Raw genomic sequence first — 18227 nt, forward strand, 5'->3', positions numbered from 1 at the left:
CAGGGCCGAGTGCGTGCACGCCCGCACGTTCGAGACGCGCGATCAGGCGGCGCTGGAGATATTCGACTACATCGAGTGCTCCTGCAACAGGGTGCGGATCCACTCCGCGCTCGGCAACCTCAGCCCCGAGGAGTTCGAGGCGAGGCATGCGCAGGAGGCCGCTTCGGCGGCGTAGAGGGTGTCAACGAAATCGGGGTAAATTCAGATTCAGCGCCGTCACCGCGGTCCTCTCCTCGACGGTCACGCTCGTCGCCTACGCGTGCTGTGTGGCGGCGGGCAACGCGGACCGCGCTCAGAAATAGCCAAGGGAATCCTTACTTTGCCGTACCCTGGTCCGACTCTTTGAGTAGGGTGTTCGCCTCCAGATCGCGTTTCATGAGGTTCAGCGCACGATCCAGTTGGCGGGTGATTTCTTCGGTTTTTTCGTAAGCGTCCGAGTTGACGCTTTTCTCCTTTTCGATGTCGCCGTACAGCAATTGGAAGTAGTTAAGCTGCACGCGGCATAATCTGATGATTTCCATGCCGAGGTCGGAGACCTCATCAGAAAGAAAAGGGGCATTTGCCTTCAACGAAAGCTGCGCGGAGTTGTGAGCTTCCGAGGCAGCTCGGTACAGGTCGCCTCGGTACTCCATTTGCTTTTCCTCGTCTTTGGGCAAAAACTCTATGCCCCTCGGGAAGAGGCAGCTTGCGCATGACACGAGATTCGACAGCTTGCTTGAGACATCAGCAGTCGCGTCGTATTTCTTCTTGAAGCCGTATAGCTGCGCCTCTCGTTCAATCGAAAGCTGTTGCTCCTTGATGAGCCGGTCGATTTCGTGCCTATGCTCCTCACGACTCTTTCTCGTGGCGAGCTTGTAGGAGATAAAGCCACCGAGGAGGGCGGTAATGATGGAGATGAAGGGCTCCGAGGACAAGAGGGATAACAGATCTTCGACAGACATGCCTTCTCCTCTTCTTAGGTTGCAGGAAGAGACTCATCCCAACAGTAACAAACGTGCGGGACACCGTGCAATCTGCTTGGCATCAAGCGCCGTACAAAGCGCCGGCCGAATCAAGGGCGGTGTAGAGCCCGACGAGCACAGCAACGACGAACACAGCAAAAAGCAGAGCGACAGCAACTTTTAGAAAAACAGGGAACCTCATAAGACCACCTCCGTCGCGGCACGCGTAGCCCCTTCGACCGAGGGGCGCCACGCCGCGACGGAGCGTACATACCGGCATGCGCGAGAGGAGGATGATGGCAGCTTCCAAGAGATTCATCGAGGAGCTCTACGCGGAAACGGCCCTCGGCGTCAGATTCATGGTCACGCTCTCCGCGAGGTCCCCGGACGAGGCGGCGGCGTCCTACGGCTTCACGGCCGAGCAGGGGGACATGCTCGCGCAGCTGCTCGATGACCGCTACGCCGCGATGTGGCAGTCGGTCCTCTACGGGGTAACCGGCGGCAGCGGGGACATCGTCGAGGTGGCCGCCTCGCAGATCGGCAACGTCGGCGGGCGGCCCTACTGGTCATGGTGCGGGTTCTCCGGGCGCGTCGAGTGGTGCGCGCGCTTCGTGAGCTGGTGCGCCAACGAGTGCGGCTACATCGAGGCCGGGGTGATCCCGAAGTTCGCCGCCTGCTCGGCCGGGGTCCAGTGGTTCGAGTCCGCGGGGCTGTGGAGCGACCGGGGGTACGAGCCGCAGCCGGGCGACATCGTGTTCTTCGACTGGGGAGGGGACGGCGGCGCCGACCACGTGGGCATCGTGGAGTCCTGCGACGGCTCGACCGTCCACACCATCGAGGGCAACACGAGCGACTCCTGCGCGAGGAGGAGCTATCGCGTCGGCAGCGCGTCGATACACGGGTACGGGACGCCGCTGAACTAAGACACGCCATGAGCCTTTGTCGAAAACGCTCGCCGCAGCTGTCGTGTTCAAAAAGTTAGGCATATCTAATAAAAGAGTAGACACATGGCGGTTGAGCCAGCGGGATGCCCTCACGTCAAGGTCCCACACCAATCCGGAAAACGTGCTCGGTGGCGGAGATGGCGATCCTTCCGCGCGTGAGCAGAAACGCGGTCTACGATGGAGTTTCCTTGGAACGACCCTCTACCGTCGAGGAGGATGAGGGATAGGAAGAGGGGGACGCTTCACGTTCAGGGGCGAGTTCCTCGAGTGGAGCAAGCGCCACGCGACGTGAATCTTGCCGTCAGGTTGAAGGCCGAAGCCGAGAGCGCTCTTCTCGTTCTGGGATTGAATGCTGGCGCTGCTTTCTGAACTGCGTGGGCGTGCAGCCCCTGTCCCTTCGGAAGGCCTCCGTAAATGCACCCGGCTTGGTATAGCCTACTTTTTCGCCGATTTCCGCTATCGCCAAATCGGTTTCGGCAAGTAGGCGAGCGGCCTCTTCCATGCGCTCGTGCGCGACGTAGTGGGATGGCGACAGTCCCGTTGCCGTTTTGAAGAGGTTTTTCAACTTTGTCTTCCCTATGTAGAGCTGGTTTGCCAGGAGAGAGCAGGACAGGTCCCCTCCAAGGTTCGAGGCAATGTATCCGCAGATGAAATCGATGGCTTCGCGGTCTTCGCGAGTCAGGGGAAAAGGTAATCGACGTGCCCCTTGCCGACGCGCCTTCGGAAACGTGCGCCTCGTACTCTTCGCCCTCTCCTCCGAGATATACCGAGATCGCTCCGACGCTGAGCGGCGCTCCCTGCTTCTGCGCCACTCCGTCGATTTCGTCGTAGAACGAAACGCAAAGATGTTCGGTGCACCGATACCTCAGGATTCAGTTTTTCTTGAATGTCATTCTGAATAACAACCTCGAATAAAGAATGACATACAATCCGCAGTGCGTTAGCATTCAGAAACTCAAACCGCCTGCCCCTATGGCCGAGCTAATCGGTCTGTGGGATAGGCGGTTTTCTTTGCTATTGGGTGATGGATAGATAGGGCTATTTGCTGTCAGGATAAAGGTCGATTTTTTGGCATTTTCTTTCGCTGTAAGCGGCTTTTGGGCGGCTTGTCATATCCTGATCCACGCGGGAAACACTGTTCAGTGGGAACTCTCGTTTTCTCTTTCTCCACATGGGCAATCCAGATATGAACAATCCAATGTGTGTTGGTGGATAAAGTCCGTCACCAGATCCGCGTATTGATCCAGCCGCACCATCAGCGCCAGGTGGCCGCCGGTAAGGTCGGTGACCACCGTGGGACTTGGCATCAGGGCGATCAGGTCCTCCCGGCAGGCCGGGGTGAAGGTGGTGTCGTCCTCGGACAAAATCAGCAGCACCCGCCCCTCCCACGGGGCAAAATCATTGCGGGTCATGCCAAAGTAGTGTTCTGCGTCACAGAGAAAGTCAATCATGTGCTGTTCATAGGGCTTGGTGAGCAGTTCCATCATAGCGCCGCACAGTTCCTCCATAGCGGCCTTTTCCTGGGCTGTAAAGCCATCGGTTTTCTTTTTCATCACCGCCCATCTCATCATCCGCTTGATGAGCGGAAACGGCAGGAAGGCAAGCCATTTTTTGAACTTCCGCTGGCTTTCGATTATCTTCATCAGATCCTGATACCCGGCCTTGCTCATGTTGCCGGACAGCGAGCAGGTGTTGGAGAGGGCCAGCCCCTCCACCACTTCCGGGTGGCGGGAGGCGATGACCTGGGCCACTACGCCGCCCAGGGACTGTCCCACCAGCCAGACCTTTTCCTTCAGGTGGCGGAGTAGTTCAGCCACGGCATCGGCAAACTCGCCGTTGTCCCCGAACTGGAGCTGATAGTCAAAGGTCAGCACCGAAAAATCCCTGGCGAACCGGGCAAAGTGCTTATAAAACAGGTCGGACAGCCCAATGCCGCCCGTGAGCAGGACCAGCGTGGCTTTGGCCTGGGGATTTTGATAGTAGCGATAGGTAAAGAGTTTCCCGCTGCTGACCGTGAAGGTGGCGGCGGGATAAGTCCGGCGAAATTCTGCAAGCGTCATCAAATCTTCCTTTTTCTATTTTCCCTGCCGTTCTTTGTCCCAACGGGAACCCTTTTTGCAGATATAAAAGTCACAGCAGTCACCGCCGGCAGCCAGCGTTTTGGTACGGTAGAGCCGCCCACCCATCCAGTCGACGGACATCGTGTCCAGAGCGCATAGATAGGGAACCAGATGAGGAAGGCCCTCCTGTCGGCCCAGGGCACACAGACCGCACTGGTGGTAAAGGATCGTATATTCCTCTGCATCCCGGCCGAAGATGACCTCGGCATTCCACTGAAAGGGGTTCCTATCTGCATCCGCCAAAGATGCAATCGCTGCTCGCTTATATTGAGCCTTCAATGTAAATGCAGTCTTGGCTTTGCCCCGGAAGGCGGTCACAACCAGAGGAGAACGCATACTGGCACTTACCATGCCCTCAAAGCACTTTTCACTCATTTTTTCTTCTGCCGCCTTATAGATAGACAGCCATAGAATTCCACCAGTCAGGCAGACCCGCAACGGGTTTTCCATCATGGAGCCAATATCCGGGGTACGGGATACCATTTGCCGGTAAATCTGCTTAGAGAGCTGCTTCAACGCAGAAATATCCCATCCCAACTCCTGCCTTGCCAGATACCGAAATGCGGCAGGAGCGATGGCAGCCCACATCAGCCTTTCACAATATGTATAGTTCATGACAAACCTCCGTCTTACTTTCGCCCCACCAGCATCCGGGAGTCGCCCGGCATCATCATGGCCGCCCGGCGGCGGGAACCGAAAGCCTCCTGGGCCGTGTCGATGAGCCGTACATCCGCATATCCCATGTCCCGCAGTTCCTGGGCGAAGGCCTCCATGTTCCCGTGCATGTGGGGCTTCATCTCATCGTTGAGGGCGAACACGCCGCCTTTTTTCAGCACCCGCAGGGTCTCCAACAGCAGAGCCTGCTTGTCCGCACCCATTACATTGTGGTAGACATAGTTGCTCACCACGGCGTCGAAACTCTCATCAGGGAAATCCAGCTTGTTCGCGTCCCCATGCTTGAATACGCACCGGGCCGCCGCGCCCTCGCTTGCGGCGTTTTTCTCGCACATGGCCTGGCCGTAGCCGTAGGCCGCGCCCCAATAGTCGATGCCGGTGACCTCAGCATCCGGCCAGGTCAGCGCCGCCCGGATGCTCAGCGCCCCGGAGCCGCAGCCCACCTCTAAGAGGCTGCCCTGGCCGTCGAAATTAAGATGTGCGAGGACGGTCTTGTGCACCCGCTCCATCATCCCGCCTCCGCCGAAGGCATACTGTTTCCGTATCCATGTGATCCAGACCAGCAGGGCCAGCAGCGCCGCTGCGGCGACGGAGAACAGGACGCCCAGCGCGGCGATATGGAACACCGTAAATGACAGCACCGCCAGTACCACAGACAGCGCCAAAAGGGCGCCTACCACATAGAAAACAGGGTTTGACATCCAGTTCCCGTAATGTTCCCCATGCGTCCCAAGGCGGATTTCTTTTTGCTGAACTTGATTTTGCTTCATTTGAACCATCTCCTTACTGAGCATCTCGGGGTCAAAAATGATTCGGCTCGGTGACCATGCCGCCGGCAAGCCGCCGCGCGTCAGCGTTCCTAGAACTCCCCCTTGACTTCGTGAACGCCCTCCCTCTCGCCGAATCGACGCCGCCTCCACTCGCTCGGTGCGGTTCCGTATTCCCTCTTGAACGCGGAGGAGAACTTGCTCGGGTTCGCGTAGCCGACGCGCACGGCGGCTTCGGCGACGCGCGCTCCCCTGGCAAGCAGGGCGGCGGCGACCTCCATGCGCCGCTTGCGGAGGTACCCCGCGACAGTGCTCCCGTATGCCCGCGAGAAGTACTGGTTGAGTGTCGCCGCGCTCACACCGAACGCCGACGCTAGCACGCGGGCGTCATGGGCGCAGTCGAGAGAGCCCTCGAGCTCGTCGTGCACGGCGGCAACGATGCGCATCTGGGTGCGTGTGAGGATGAAGCGGGGTCTGGCGCAGGAGAGGTCGCGACGTTGGAGGCCAAGCAGCAAGCCGAGAACCTCGTAGGTGGCCAGAGCCCTGTCGGGTGCTTCGACGAGGGCGGCGATGCGTCTCATATGCCCGTTGAGCTCGCCGTCGCCGCTGAGCACGGCGGCGCTGCCCGCCTGTCGCGCGATGGCCTCGACGGCATCCTCGTCATCGAGCAGCGAGAAGAGCGGCGATCGAGCGATACGCGTGTTCACGAACACCTCGACGCCCCGGTAGCGTCCCGAGGGGTACCGGAACTCGGCGGGGCGCTCCTGCGAGCAGCTGATGCACACCTCGCCGGCCGAGACCGTCGCCAGACCCCCGCTCGGGACGTCGACCTCGCAGCGGCCCTCGTGGCATAGGTTTATCGTCAGCCATTTGCCCCGCGAGAACGCGGGGAGGGGGACGGACGGGACCTCTGGAACGTTGGGGCACCGCTCGCACGCGAAGTCGACGTTGGCGACGAACAGGTCGCGCGACAGGGGGCGGCCTCGCATGCACCCGCTCCCGACCGGGTGCGACAGCACCAGCTCGTAGACGCCGTCGGCGTCTTGGACGAGCTCGACGCCGGAGGCGACGCGCAGGCGCGTCCCCCGGTTGCTCTCCGTATCGGTGAAGGGTGCGTTTCCCATAGGCTATCTCCCGCTCGCGCAGTCCAGCCCCATTCGTCTCAAAAGTTTATTTTATCTAACTTGATGAGATTTGGAGCTGAACCTACATCGCGGAGTTGAGGGGGCACACGTTCCAGGCTTACTTTGGTGGCTGCGGGCGTCATGCCCGTTTAAGGAAAGGAGCGATTCCATGAGACTATGCGATGTGGCGACGGGGCTTTCTGCCCGTATCGCATCCGTATCCGGCGACGACCGGTTCGTCTCGCGCGTCACGGCCATCGGGCTGACGGAGGGATGCGCCGTCGAGGTCCTGCAAAACGTCAAGAACCGGCCCGTGCTCGTGCACGTGCGCGACAGCGACGTGGCGCTCGATCGCGGCGACTGCATGCGCATCGAGGTGGAGGTGGTCGCATGAGCTGCGAGAGATGTGCGGCTTCCTGCCCCGCGGCGGGAGGCGCGAAGGCGCCCGCCGCCCGCAAGGCGGCGGGCGGCGTCACGGTCGCGCTGCTCGGCCAGCCCAACTCGGGCAAGTCGACGCTCTTCAACGGGCTCACGGGGGCGCGCCAGCACGTGGGCAACTGGCCCGGCAAGACCGTGGAGCGGAAGGAGGGGACGTTCGAGCGCGGTGGCACGGCGTTCCAGGTCGTCGACCTCCCCGGCTCGTACGGGCTCGCGGCCAACTCGCCCGAAGAGGAGGTGACGCGCGACTACCTCGCATCGGGCGCTGCCGACATCGTGCTCGTGATGGCCGACGCGTCGCAGCTCGAGCGCAGCCTCTACATGCTCGCCGACTTCGTTGCGGCGTGCCCGGAGCAGCCGTGCCTGCTCGCTCTCAACCTCATGGACGTCGCCGAGAACCAGGGCAAGCGGATCGACGCCGTCCTTATCGCGCGGCGGCTGGGCGTTCCTGTGGTGCCGCTCGTCGCCTCGCGCCCCGAGGGATACGGCGCGCTGCTTGACGCGCTTGCACGCACGGTGCGCGAGCGTTCCGTCGTGGATGGCGCGCGCCTGAGCGAGGGGATCGCTGCCGCCCCCGACACGATCCAGGGCACGGCCGCAGCGAAGTTCGCCTGGATCGAGGGGCTGCTCGACGGAGCGGTGGAGGCGCCCGCGCGCCCGCACGCGCTTTCGCGCTTCGATCGCGTGGTCACGGGCTCGCGCTGGTCGAAGCCCATCACCATCGGCATGATCTTGCTCGGGTTCATCCTGGCGTTCGTGCCGGCTATTCCCATCATGATGCTCGGCGGCGCCATCTCGTCGCTCGGGCAGGTCGTGGCGGGCGCGCTCGCGCAGGCGGGCGCCCCCGATGTTCTGGGCAGCTTCCTCGCGGGCGTGGTGTTCAACAGTTTGTGCTTCGGCACCATGATGGTGGGCTACGTCTTCGGCATCAACCTCGTGTTCGGCCTCTACGAGGAGGCGGGCTACATGGCGCGCATCTCCTACGTGTTCGACCACACCATGGCGCGCTTCGGGTTGCAGGGCAAGTCGCTCATGCCCTTCCTCATGTGCCTCGGCTGCACGATGGGCGGCATGTCGGGTTCGCGCGTCATCGACTCGTGGGGCCAGCGCATGCTCACGGTGATGATGGCCTGGGCCATCCCGTGCGGCTCGACCTGGGGCGTGGTTCCGGTGCTCGCCGTGGCGTTCTTCGGCGTGGCCGGCGCGCCGCTCGTGATCGTGGGCATCTTCGCCGTGACGATTCTCATCATGTGGCTCGTGGGCAGGGTGTTCGGCCCGCGCTTGGTGGCGGAGGGCGAGCGTGCGGGCATGGTCATGGAGCTTCCGCCGTACCATCGGCCGCATCTGGGCAACGTCGCGCGCGGCGCCCTGCTCAAGAGTCGACAGATGTTCGTGCGAGCCATCCGGGTCGTCGCCCTCTTCGCCTTCGCGATTTGGGCGCTCACCTACACCGCGACCGGCAGCGTCGAGGGGTCGGTGCTCTACGCGCTCGGTACCGCCATCGAGCCGGTCACGCGCTTCTTCGGCATGGGTTGGCAGACGTTCACCGCGTGGTTGTGCGCCCTCGTGCTCAAGGAGTCCGCGCTCGGGGTGCTCTCGGGGCTCTTCACGGGTGCCGCGACGCCCAACGCCGTGCTCGTGGGCGTTATGACCGGCGGCGCCGCCGCGGCGTCGAACATCGGCGAGGTCATGGCGCAGGCCATCTCGGCTCCCGAGGCGCTCGCGTTCATCTTCGCGTTCACGTTCAACATGCCGTGCGCGGCGAGCGTGTCGGCGACCTGGGGTGAGGTGCACTCGACCAAGTGGACTGTCATCACGGCGCTCTTCTACATCTGCTGCTCTCTGCTGTTGGGGTGCGTCGTCTACCACGTGAGCGCGCTGTTCTTGTAGCGGGTTGTGCCTGAGGGGAAGGGCTGGTGCGATAGGGCGAGCAAAGTGTGGCGCGCCGCGGCATCCGAGGGGTTCCGATTACCGGATGTGCCTGCGGTCGCCTGCTTGAAGAGGCTTTTGAACCTGGTAACTCCCATGCCAGCGACCGATGCCACCTCCTCCTGGCTCGCGCCATCGCGCCAACGTGAGTTCGCGAGCTCCATGGCGGCGAGGATCCCGACCCGCGCCCGGCGGTCCTCGGGCAGGGCCGCGACCGCGGTGCCGACGAGGGAGCTGAGCAGCATCCTCGCCGCCCCTCGTAGACGAGCCCCGCCCCCGGGGCCGCAGGGCCCGTGCGCGCGATCTCGTTGAGCGCCCCGTCGTGGTGATCGCCCCGTCCAGGGCGCCCTCCCAGGGCGTGTGCTGCAGCGCCACGGCCCAGGCCGTGATCGTCGAGGAAGAGCAGTCGTAGTCGCCTACCCTGATCCGATAGTCTTTGCCGTCGATCGTCCAGGTCTCCCAGATGGCGCCGTATCGCTCCTCCCAGGAGTACCCGAACCTGTCGTCCTCGCACATCCGGCGGTGGACCTCGGCCGCTATCTCGTTAAGCCGCATCAACGTCACCGCCCTTCGGCACGTCGATGTCTGCCTCGTCAAGGTGTTTGCCGAGCTCCGCCATCACCGGCGAAAGCACCGCCATGCACAGCGCCACCACGATCGCGCGCGCCGCCGGGTCGAGCACCGCCGCGCCCACGAGCACGTCGATGTTCGCAACGACAACGCCGAGGATGACCTGCACGATCGTGCGGGCGAGTCTCCATTGCCATTCGTTGCTCGTCAGAAATTTGGTCATGATGCCTCCTTGGTCCGGTGGTATAACGTCTCGATGTCGTTTCGGGCCACGGCCATTTGCTGTTCGAGCGCGTACGTTCTCGATACGACTTCGTTGTGCTGGCGGACGCGCTCTGATAGCGTGTCGATCTTCAGCTCTAGGACCGCCTTGCTCCTAGAGTTGGAGACGATCACGCCTATCAGCGTGAGAACGCCCGTCACAGCCGCCGCAAGTACCGCTTCCATGCGCAAACCCCCCCCGTGTGCCTCAAACGACCTCTTACGGGTGGGAGTATCGGATTAGGTCTCAAACTCGAACGCATGCCCCGGAAACGACGAAGGCCCGACGCATTCGCGCCGGGCCAACGCCGGAAAGGAGGTGACTGCCGCTAAAGGGCAAAGAGTATTGCCAGGATGGGAAGGGCCATGAACGCCGCCATCGTCGCACAGCCGACATTGCTGGAAAGCTGCCGCGGCGTGCTCTTCTCAGCGGGCTCGTCCTCGCGCGTCGCCTCTTCAACGGCGATGCTCGTGGCTATATCTTGAGGGTCCAGCCCGCCGCTTCCGTTGTAGTCGATGAAACGCATGGTTCCTCCTACCTATCGTCGTGGTCGGCTTCTTTTAAGCCGCGCGCGGAGCAGAAATTGCCGAACGCGATCAGGGCGTTTTTAACCGTGCTCTTTGATTGCCTGCCGAGCTCCTCTTTCGGGCCGCCGGCGGAGTATTCCTGGATCAGATCGCCTATCAGGCCGGGCAAGTCGTTCCAGCCGCACCCCTCCCATTTGCAGACGCGCGCAACGGCCCTCTTGTACGAGTGGCATGTGCCCGGGTTCCCGCCTTTGGTCTTGACCGTGTAGCCCTCTTCGGCGAGGAAGTCGTAGAACCCATCGGCAAGGCCATCGCCCGTCGCGTGAATGGCCCTGCGCAACCCGTTCGTTGCGGCATGCCGAGAGCCTGCGGCTGCCCTCCCGGCGCCGCCCTTCCGCAGCTCCGCCGAGTCGTATGCACGGTGACAGTTGCTGCAGAGGAACAGGAAGCATTCGCCCATGGGCTCGTGGGCGCGCATAACCTCTTCCTCGAACTCATGAAGGTCCGCTATGTCGTACTCGTCGCCAGCCCGGTGCTTTTCCAGTACTTCCCGAGCAATCGCCTTGCGCCCTCTTCCGTGGACGTGGGCGGCCTCAAGTGTCCTCTTCTCTCCGCAGTGTTCGCAGCGCCCGTTTGCGCGGGCTTTCAGCGGCCTCGACACGGTCTGCACGCGGTTCCTTATGCGCGGCATTATGAAGCAGTCGAAATCCTCGATTGTGCCTGTGAAGCTTGCCATGTTGTTCATCCTTCCGTTTAACGGCGTTACAGCGTCCGACGCTGCCTGCCCCCCCTCGTTTTACTGTTCCAGGGCGCAGTTGCGTAAGGGCTTGTTCGCCCTCCTTACTCCAGTGAGTACTAATAATGAAGTTGCGCAGCGCTACTCGGCCCCGGCCGAAGGCCCCTTAGCGCCCGATGCTCTTGAGGTATCCTTGCACGTTCTCGGCGAACTTGCCGAACTGCGGCTTGTCCCAGTACTCGACCGACTGCCGCAGCGATTCGCACGCGTTGCCGAAGCTGGGCTCGCCGAGCTCTTCCTGTATGCGACCCATGTAGTACTCAAGGTCTTTCATCTTCATGTTGCGGGTGTTGGGCTTGCCAGCGACCAGGTTGTCGAGGATCACCAGGTAGATGAACGCGCTGCCACGGCTCATCCCGGTGTCCCCCGAGATCTCTTCTGCCAGCCGTTGGGCGTCGAATCCCGGAGTCCCGTGGGTCTCGGAGAAGGCTCGCCAGACGCACTCGACCATCTCGAAGGTGATCTTGCCGGTGCTGCGCTGGGCCTGTTTAGAAGGCTCGGGCTGCTGGGGCGCTGCTGCAGGCTCGAGGGAAGTCGGCGCCGTTGCCGCGCCCTGTATGGGGGCGAAGGGGTCGAAGGGGATCCGCCCCTCGGCGACGGTCCTCTGCAGGAAGAAGCGTATAGCGAGCTCTGTGGTGAGGCCCATGCCCCCGTAGACGGCCTGCGCGTCGCGGGCGAGCTCGTCGTCGATGTCGAAAGCGATTGTCGTGCTCATAGTGAACCTCCTTGTTTTGATGTTCACTATTCTGCAGATTCACTTTCTCTTGTCAATAGTAAATATATAGTCAAATTCACTTTGACAATTCACTAATACTAGTTAATAGGTTTACAACCTCACTATCATTGTGCCGTCAAATAGCCGGGCGTGCTCGCCGTGTCTATGCGGAAGTACGTGTATGAAGTGGCTGAGCTGGACCATGCCGTGCCGTTCCCGCCGACCAGGCTGCGGCAGTTGTAGAAGCACGAGCTCCCCGAAACCCCGCTTGATGGTAGCTCCCACGTGGAGTCGGCGTAGATGGCCGCGAGTACGGACGCCCCACCGAACGTGTAATACAGATCCGTCAGCGCCAACGGGTCGAAGCCCCTGAAGTCGAGCGACGTCAGCGCAGAGCAAGACGAGAATGTGAAGCGCATCGACGTAACGCTGGAGAGGTTGCCGAGGCCAGAAACGGACGTCGCCGCAGTACAGCTATACAGCAAATAGTCGAATCGCAGCGTCGAATACGTCGCCATGTCCGCCGCGAAGGTGACGGCGGTGAGATACTGCCTGTGCGTTGCGCCTGCCGTGCCGGTCCATGGCGTGAACCCGAGTCCCACATACTTGCCGATAGCACAGATGCGTCCCGTTGCCCGAAGCGTGCGCGAGGGGTCCGGCGCCTGCGTGGCCGTGAGCACAGCCTCGCCGTCCTCGTAGAAGTGCCCATAGAACCAGGTTCTTGCATCTTTGTTTGGGTCAGTAAGTACGCCGCCGGCCCCGATCTTGCATACGGATGCGCCGCTCGTCGTCGAGGGCACGAAGCCGTCGGTACCGCCGACCAGGCGCGAGCACCCGTTGAACATAAGCGAGCCCGAAAGCCCGGAGTTGCTGAAGGAGGTGGCGTAGATCGTCTCGAGCATGGAGCAGCTGCCGAACATCTGGTTCGCGCTCCTCATGCCGCTCATGTTCTCGAAGCCGGAAACCTCGGTCATAGATTCAAAGGCGTTCAGCAGGTAGTTGGCATTGGTCATGCCCACCTGCGCCACGACGAGTGGAAGACGACCTTCTGCACTTGAAGCTTCACCGAATCGTAGGGCCGCGCGGATGCCGACGAGTAGCCCGCTGGGTCGACCTCCCAGGCGTCTACTGGCACGCCACCAGAATAGCAATGCCGTCCGTCCACGTAGTTGAACTCCAAAGTGCCGAGCGATGTCAGTACAGCGCGGGGCTTCAGCCCCACGTCCCACGAAAGCGCCAGTATCGCGGCCGCCATCTCGCCAGGTAGGTACGTGTCCGTCGAGCCATTCTGCCCGCGTATCGCGTCTGCTATGTCCTCGAAGACGTGCCCGCTCAGGATGCCCGATTCCAGCGTCATGTAAATCTGCGCCTGGTAGTTGCCCTCGTTCGTCCCGTCGAGCGCCGTTACGGCGGCAGCCATCTCGCCAGGCGTGAAGAGCGTGGCCACGCCCGCTTGAAAGCGTATAGCATTTGCTATGTCTGTAAGCACGGATGTCTCGATAGTTCCAACGGCCATCAGAAGCTCACCCCGGAAAGGTCGTCGAGGTCCGCGATCGCAGCGTTGATCTGCTGCGTGACCCAGCTCTGAGTCGCGTAGCTCGAAAGGTCGATTGAGAGCACTCCGCCCGAAAGCGACAAGGGGGAAGCGGGCGTGAAAGTTGTGCCCGACGCGCCGGCCGGTCCAGTCTCGCCTTGCGGGCCCTGTGGCCCGGTCGCCCCGGTTTCGCCCTTCAACCCCGTGAACGCGAAGGCGAACGTGCGGGCGGAAGCCGTTCCGCCGAGCGTCACGCTCGCGGAAGGCGTGCCGGTGGAAGCGTCGACCGTCGCAGATGCCCCGGTTATGGTCGCGTCCTCGCCGTCGTCGCCGGCAGGGCCCTGCGGCCCGGTTGCGCCCGTGGCTCCTGTCTCTCCCTGCGGCCCTTGCGGCCCCCGTGGCTCCGGTTTCGCCCTGCGGTCCCGTCGCGCAAGTTTCTCCTGTCGGCCCCTGTGGCCCCACAAGATCGGCGGAGCTCGTGCCGGACGCGCTCGTGACGGTGAGGACGGTCCCGTTCCAGCTGTGCGTGCAGGAAACGCCGTCGGAGCCTGCAGGCCCGGTTTCTCCCTTCGGGCCAGTCTCTGAATCTGAATCTGAATCTACCCCGATTCCGTTTACACCCCTACGCCGCCATCGGTCGGCGGCCCTCCCCGGGCCAGTTGGCCCGCTCGAACTCCTCGGGACCGAGGTACCCCAGCGCCGAGTGGGTCCGCTTGCGGTTGTAGAGGCACTCGGTGTAGTCGAATATCTCCAGGGCGGCCTGCTCGCGCGTCTCGAACGTGCGGGCGTGCACGCACTCGGCCTTGATGAGCCCCATGAGCGACTCCATGGCCGCGTCGTCCCACGGCGACGATATCGAGCCCATCGAGGGCGCGGTCCCCGCGCCCCGCATGGCCCTCTTCGATGAGTTCATCGAGAAGTGGGACCGCGGCGAGTACCACGACTAGCCTGCGCGCTATATAGCCGCGACCATATCGCGTCCGTGATGGGGATGCGTCCATCTCGATCCGGACCCTTGGGGCCGAGCCCCTCCCTTCACGAAGTGAGCGACTGCGCCCGCGTCCCGTCAGGGGGCGCGGGCTTTGCTTTGGTTTGCTTTACCCCGCTGCTTGCCCGCATTCGGCGTCAAGGGCGAAGGCGGGCGGGATCGTCGGCGCGGCACAATCGAGCTGCATACGTTTGCACGTATTTCTTTGTTTTCGCATGTTGTCGTGCGTCTTGCTGCAGATGCTGACAGCTTGCTACAAGGGGAGGGGAGCCCTGAGGGGTTTCCCTCCTTTTTGATATGAAGGACGAGCGTCTGTGCTGGTGGATATCGGCAGAAACCAATGCGCCCCCTGCGGCGGCGATGCCGGCTGGGGGCGCATGCGTTTAATGATATGCGGCGCTAACAGGTGATTCGATGCCTACAGGCAGTGATTCTGGGCGACGCGCTTGAACCAGTACGCGCTGGCCTTGGGCGTGCGCTGCTGGGTTTCAAAGTCAACGTAGAAGAAGCCGTAGCGCTTGTTATAGCCGTTGGTCCAGCTGAACTGGTCCTGCAGGCTCCACATAAAGTAGCCGCCAACGTTGACACCGCATTCGATGGCCTTGAGGATCCAGCGCAGGTGGTCTTCGACGTATGCGATGCGTTCGGAATCGTCCACGGTGCCATCGACAAGCTGGTCCTTGCGACCCATGCCGTTTTCGGTGATAAACACCTGCCTGTAATTGGGATAGCGCAGTGAAATATCCATCATAAGGTCGAACAGGCCCTTGGGATAGATAATCCAATCCCAGTCCGTGGTGGGAATGCCGGGGCGTACGGCGCGCTCGCCCACGCCCGCCACGCGCCAGCGACCGGTACCCTTGTCGCCAGTGCCGTTGTGATGAAGGTCGGTCTCACCGTCGAACGCCTTGAGAAAACGGCTTTGGTAATAGTTGATGCCCAGGCAGTCGTTGAGCTGCGCGGCGCGGCGCATAATCGAGAGGTCATCGTCCAAAAACTCGACTGAGCCGTTGCTCGCCTGGCAGAGGTGCTCGATGATCTGGAGCGTATCGGGCGCATAGTCGCCGCGGAAGGTGGCGTCGAGCAGCAGGCGGTTTTGCAAAACATCGTCGTTTTTGGCTGCCTGGATGTCGCCTGGGCAGGCGGGGTCATAGGGGTACTTGTATTCCAGTGCGTGGATGACGCCGATCGTTCCGGGATAGCCACCCTGCTTGTAGGCCAAGACGGCGCGGGCGTGGGCGAGCATCATGTTGTGTTGGGCCTGCAGGCACTCGTGCAGGCAGCCCTTCTTGCCCTGCGGCCAGGTGCCTTCGACATAGCGGTTGAGCGTGGCCGCTGCGATCTCGTTGAACGTGAACCAACGGGTCACCTCGGGGTACTCGTCAAAGCAGAAGCGGGCATACGCCTCAAAGGCGTCGATGGTGTCGCGGTTGAGGAAGTCTCCGTTGGCGTAGAGCGCGGCGGGGGAGTCGAAATGGTGCAGGGTCACGTATGGCTCGACTCCGTGGGCGCGGCAGCTGGCGAAGAGGTTGTGGTAAAAGGCCACGCCTTCAGCGTTGGGCTCGCCCACGCCGCCATTGGGAAAGATGCGGCTCCAGGCGATTGAGACGCGGATGCCGTTCATGCCGAAGCGCTCGCACAGCTCGAGGTCACTATCGTAGCGGTTGTAAAAGTCGCAGGCGGGCTCGGGCGAGAAGCGACCTTGCTGGGCGAGGTAGTCGTCCCATGCGACCTTGCCCTTGCCGTGGGATTGGCAAGCGCCTTCTACCTGGTAGGCGGCGGTGGCGCCACCAAAAACAAAGTTGTCGGGAAAGCGCTGGGAGGTATCGGCGGGGGAGATGTGACTCACGGCGAATCCAATCTTGTTTGAAGGGCTGAAAGGGGTTAGGAGCGGTTCGGGAGAAGACGGCAGGGCGCTGCTCCCGAACCGCGGAAATGGGGGCTCTATTCGAGTGCGCTACTGCACGCGCAGGGATCTAGAGGCCCAGCTGCTGGGCTACAAATGCCAGCGATGCCTCGCCGTCGCGGGTGAGGTCGATGTACTGCTTGCCGCGGGTGACGCAGCAGGCAACGCCCATACGCTCGCCGTCGGCCTTGAGGTCATCGAAGTATGACGCTGCCTGGGGCGCCAGGATAACAAGGTCAAAGTCCGGCATGATGTCCAGATGGCTGCCGTAGGCGTCCGCTGCGGTCTCAAGGTCGATGCCGTGCTCGCGGGCAGCTTTGGCCAGCGCGTTGGCGAGCAGGCCGGAGGTTCCGCCTCCCTGGCACAGGACCAGGACACGACGGCCGTTGAGCGCTGCATAGGGGTCGCTCGCAGCGGCGATAGTGCTGGACGAGGCGCTGGCAACGGCGTTATCAGATGCAGCGGGGGTGGTGTTACCCGCAGATTCTTCGTCCATAGGCTGGCCAGCGGCACGCTTTTTCTCTGCTGCCATGCTCGCGGCAGCCTGGGCGACGGCACCGGTGGCGACGCTTGCCGTGTCTGCCTTGCCCTGGAACGCCGCGTTCATGGCTGCTTGCTTCTGGGCGGCCCGCTGTGCGACCTCAGCCTGATCGGCCTCGGCTTCTTCGGCGCACTTCTCACGGTCGTACACCTTGAAGAAGGGGAAATAAATGAGGAAATCGACAATCAGCAGGGCGGGGATGAGCAGGAACGCAAGGGGCTGAAGTCCCAGGCCCATGGCGATGCCCACGGGCGCGGGGGTGGTCCAGGGAAGGCTGAACATGAAACCGTTCATACCCAAGACGTCGATGAAGAACTTGGTGATCCAGATATTGGCGATGGGCGCGAAGATGAAGGGGATGAAGAAGATGGGGTTCAAGACCATGGGAGCGCCGAAGAGGAACGGCTCGTTGACGCCAAAGCAAACCGGTACGGCTGAGGCACGGCCCACGGCGCGCATCTCTTTGGACTTGGCGAGGAAGGCGAACATGAAGCAGATCACCAACGTGGCGCCGGTGCCGCCCATGGCGACGACGAAATCCTGAAGCGGTTTGGTGAGGACGGCGGTTGCGTGCTCGCCGGCCTGGTACATGGCCATGTTGAGCTCGAGGTTGGAGATGAGGGCGGCGGAGATTGCGGGCTCGATGATGGAGGGGCCGTGGACGCCTACAAACCAGAAGAGAGACATGGCGCCGTAGATGATGGCGAGGCCCAAATAGCCATCTGCCGCGGAGAAGAGCGGCTGGAACACCTGGATAACGCCTTGGGCGAAGCAGAAGCCAAAGATGTTGCGGAATGCAAAGTCAAAGCCCCAGAAGAAGAGCAGGCAGACGCCAAAGGGGATGATGTCCTTGAAGGTCTGGGAGATATTGGGCGGCACCTGTTCGGGCATCTTGATGGTGATGTTGCGCTTGATAAAGAACTTGTAGATGATGCCGGTGGCGAACGCACAGATAAAGGCGGTTAGCAGGCCCTTGGAACCCATGTAGCCGTTGGCGAGGCCGGAGATGGAGACACCGTTATCCGTGAAGCTGATGGCGTCGCTGGAGAGCAGCAGAAAACCGATGAGCGATGCAATCATGACCGAGATGAAGTTGATCTGGTTGTTCTTGGGCAGGTCGCGATTCTGCGCATCGCAGAAGTGCTTGGCCGTGGTGGCCGCTGCGCAGATGCCGACGATGCCCATGGAGTAGTTGTAGGCCTTCATGAGAACGTCGTTGATCTCTGCCGGCCAGTAGAAGCCCCAGACATTGGGGACGGCACTGACCAAAAGAAAGATGCTGGAGACGATGATGATGGGCATGACGGAAATGAAGCCGTCGCGAATTGCCTTGAGGTACTTGTTGCGCGCGATGGCGTTGAAGAAAGGCTTGCCTTTCTCGATGAACGCTATGAGCTTTTCCATGGACCCTCCGTTTGCATGGTTTTGCTTTTGCAGCCACTAAACGTGC

Annotated in this window: 23 protein-coding genes; 5 read left to right on the plus strand and 18 right to left on the minus strand. The window is 61.8% G+C overall.

Features of this window, described 5'->3' with window-relative positions; translation table 11 throughout:
- Nucleotides 1–13: 13 nt before the first annotated feature.
- Nucleotides 14–175 (plus strand): IS3 family transposase, encoded by a 162-nt coding sequence (locus HGEM_RS10705; protein ID WP_019128989.1) that lies wholly within the window; start codon nt 14–16, stop codon nt 173–175.
- A gap of 139 nt (nt 176–314) precedes the next feature.
- Here HGEM_RS10705 and HGEM_RS08415 read toward each other — a convergent pair whose 3' ends face one another.
- Nucleotides 315–941, minus strand: a complete 627-nt coding sequence (locus HGEM_RS08415) for a hypothetical protein (RefSeq protein WP_019128990.1) — start codon at nt 939–941, stop codon at nt 315–317.
- A gap of 296 nt (nt 942–1237) precedes the next feature.
- Between HGEM_RS08415 and HGEM_RS08420 the strand changes: the two genes are divergently transcribed.
- Nucleotides 1238–1864: a C40 family peptidase gene (locus HGEM_RS08420; protein ID WP_019128992.1), complete on the plus strand. Its 627-nt coding sequence runs from the start codon at nt 1238–1240 to the stop codon at nt 1862–1864.
- 322 nt (nt 1865–2186) lie between these two features.
- On the opposite strand, the gene HGEM_RS10495 is transcribed toward HGEM_RS08420, so the two are convergent.
- The 5 genes from HGEM_RS10495 to HGEM_RS08440 all read right to left on the minus strand — a co-directional run bounded on the left by HGEM_RS10495 (nt 2187) and on the right by HGEM_RS08440 (nt 6571).
- Complete coding sequence (locus HGEM_RS10495) at nt 2187–2450, minus strand: helix-turn-helix transcriptional regulator (protein WP_230197252.1); 264 nt, start codon at nt 2448–2450, stop codon at nt 2187–2189.
- A gap of 574 nt (nt 2451–3024) precedes the next feature.
- Complete coding sequence (locus tag HGEM_RS08425) at nt 3025–3945, minus strand: alpha/beta fold hydrolase (RefSeq protein WP_019128993.1); 921 nt, start codon at nt 3943–3945, stop codon at nt 3025–3027.
- Nucleotides 3946–3960: 15 nt separating this feature from the next.
- The gene (locus HGEM_RS08430; RefSeq protein ID WP_035101626.1) at nt 3961–4620 is read right to left on the minus strand and encodes an L-2-amino-thiazoline-4-carboxylic acid hydrolase; all 660 of its coding nucleotides are present in this window, start codon (nt 4618–4620) and stop codon (nt 3961–3963) included.
- Nucleotides 4621–4634: 14 nt separating this feature from the next.
- Nucleotides 4635–5450: a class I SAM-dependent methyltransferase gene (locus tag HGEM_RS08435; RefSeq protein ID WP_019128995.1), complete on the minus strand. Its 816-nt coding sequence runs from the start codon at nt 5448–5450 to the stop codon at nt 4635–4637.
- A gap of 89 nt (nt 5451–5539) precedes the next feature.
- Nucleotides 5540–6571, minus strand: a complete 1032-nt coding sequence (locus HGEM_RS08440) for a helix-turn-helix domain-containing protein (RefSeq protein WP_019128996.1) — start codon at nt 6569–6571, stop codon at nt 5540–5542.
- A gap of 169 nt (nt 6572–6740) precedes the next feature.
- Here HGEM_RS08440 and HGEM_RS08445 point away from each other — a divergent pair, with 169 nt between their 5' ends.
- Nucleotides 6741–6965 (plus strand): FeoA family protein, encoded by a 225-nt coding sequence (locus HGEM_RS08445; protein WP_019128997.1) that lies wholly within the window; start codon nt 6741–6743, stop codon nt 6963–6965.
- On the plus strand, nt 6962–8899 hold the full coding sequence (gene feoB, locus HGEM_RS08450; protein ID WP_019128998.1) for a ferrous iron transporter B: 1938 nt from the start codon (nt 6962–6964) through the stop codon (nt 8897–8899). Before HGEM_RS08445 ends, feoB begins: the two co-directional genes overlap by 4 nt.
- Here the strand turns inward: feoB and HGEM_RS08455 are convergent.
- The 10 genes from HGEM_RS08455 to HGEM_RS08495 all read right to left on the minus strand — a co-directional run bounded on the left by HGEM_RS08455 (nt 8872) and on the right by HGEM_RS08495 (nt 14207).
- Complete coding sequence (locus tag HGEM_RS08455; RefSeq protein ID WP_019128999.1) at nt 8872–9183, minus strand: hypothetical protein; 312 nt, start codon at nt 9181–9183, stop codon at nt 8872–8874. The genes feoB and HGEM_RS08455 overlap by 28 nt on opposite strands.
- Before the next feature lie 299 nt (nt 9184–9482).
- On the minus strand, nt 9483–9731 hold the full coding sequence (locus tag HGEM_RS08460; RefSeq protein ID WP_019129000.1) for a hypothetical protein: 249 nt from the start codon (nt 9729–9731) through the stop codon (nt 9483–9485).
- Nucleotides 9728–9955 (minus strand): hypothetical protein, encoded by a 228-nt coding sequence (locus HGEM_RS08465; protein WP_019129001.1) that lies wholly within the window; start codon nt 9953–9955, stop codon nt 9728–9730. The genes HGEM_RS08460 and HGEM_RS08465 overlap by 4 nt, the downstream gene beginning before the upstream one ends.
- Before the next feature lie 143 nt (nt 9956–10098).
- A complete protein-coding gene (locus tag HGEM_RS08470) occupies nt 10099–10296 on the minus strand; it encodes a hypothetical protein (protein WP_019129002.1) in 198 nt (65 codons plus the stop codon).
- Between the two features lie 8 nt (nt 10297–10304).
- Nucleotides 10305–11042: a hypothetical protein gene (locus HGEM_RS08475; RefSeq protein ID WP_195891255.1), complete on the minus strand. Its 738-nt coding sequence runs from the start codon at nt 11040–11042 to the stop codon at nt 10305–10307.
- A gap of 157 nt (nt 11043–11199) precedes the next feature.
- Nucleotides 11200–11808, minus strand: coding sequence for a type II toxin-antitoxin system RelB/DinJ family antitoxin (locus tag HGEM_RS08480; RefSeq protein ID WP_019129004.1), 609 nt, complete (start codon nt 11806–11808; stop codon nt 11200–11202).
- A 125-nt stretch (nt 11809–11933) separates the two neighbouring features.
- Entirely contained in the window at nt 11934–12821 is an 888-nt protein-coding gene (locus tag HGEM_RS10500; RefSeq protein WP_230197253.1) for a hypothetical protein, read from the minus strand.
- On the minus strand, nt 12818–13324 hold the full coding sequence (locus HGEM_RS10505; protein WP_019129006.1) for a hypothetical protein: 507 nt from the start codon (nt 13322–13324) through the stop codon (nt 12818–12820). The genes HGEM_RS10500 and HGEM_RS10505 overlap by 4 nt, the downstream gene beginning before the upstream one ends.
- Complete coding sequence (locus HGEM_RS10380; RefSeq protein ID WP_195891256.1) at nt 13324–13596, minus strand: hypothetical protein; 273 nt, start codon at nt 13594–13596, stop codon at nt 13324–13326. The genes HGEM_RS10505 and HGEM_RS10380 overlap by 1 nt, the downstream gene beginning before the upstream one ends.
- 368 nt (nt 13597–13964) lie before the next feature.
- Nucleotides 13965–14207 (minus strand): IS3 family transposase, encoded by a 243-nt coding sequence (locus HGEM_RS08495; RefSeq protein ID WP_195891257.1) that lies wholly within the window; start codon nt 14205–14207, stop codon nt 13965–13967.
- Here HGEM_RS08495 and HGEM_RS10620 point away from each other — a divergent pair.
- Nucleotides 14158–14289, plus strand: a complete 132-nt coding sequence (locus tag HGEM_RS10620) for a hypothetical protein (RefSeq protein ID WP_268257924.1) — start codon at nt 14158–14160, stop codon at nt 14287–14289. The genes HGEM_RS08495 and HGEM_RS10620 overlap by 50 nt on opposite strands.
- A gap of 459 nt (nt 14290–14748) precedes the next feature.
- Here HGEM_RS10620 and lacG read toward each other — a convergent pair whose 3' ends face one another.
- Nucleotides 14749–16179 carry a 6-phospho-beta-galactosidase gene (lacG, locus tag HGEM_RS08500; RefSeq protein ID WP_019129009.1) on the minus strand — a complete coding sequence of 477 codons (1431 nt, stop codon included), beginning with the start codon at nt 16177–16179 and terminating at the stop codon, nt 14749–14751.
- A 127-nt stretch (nt 16180–16306) separates the two neighbouring features.
- Complete coding sequence (locus tag HGEM_RS08505; protein ID WP_019129010.1) at nt 16307–18181, minus strand: lactose/cellobiose PTS transporter subunit IIB; 1875 nt, start codon at nt 18179–18181, stop codon at nt 16307–16309.
- Nucleotides 18182–18227 lie beyond the last annotated feature (46 nt).

It is taken from the genome of Enorma massiliensis phI (genome assembly GCF_000311845.1).
Classification (GTDB): Bacteria; Actinomycetota; Coriobacteriia; order Coriobacteriales; family Coriobacteriaceae; genus Enorma; species Enorma massiliensis.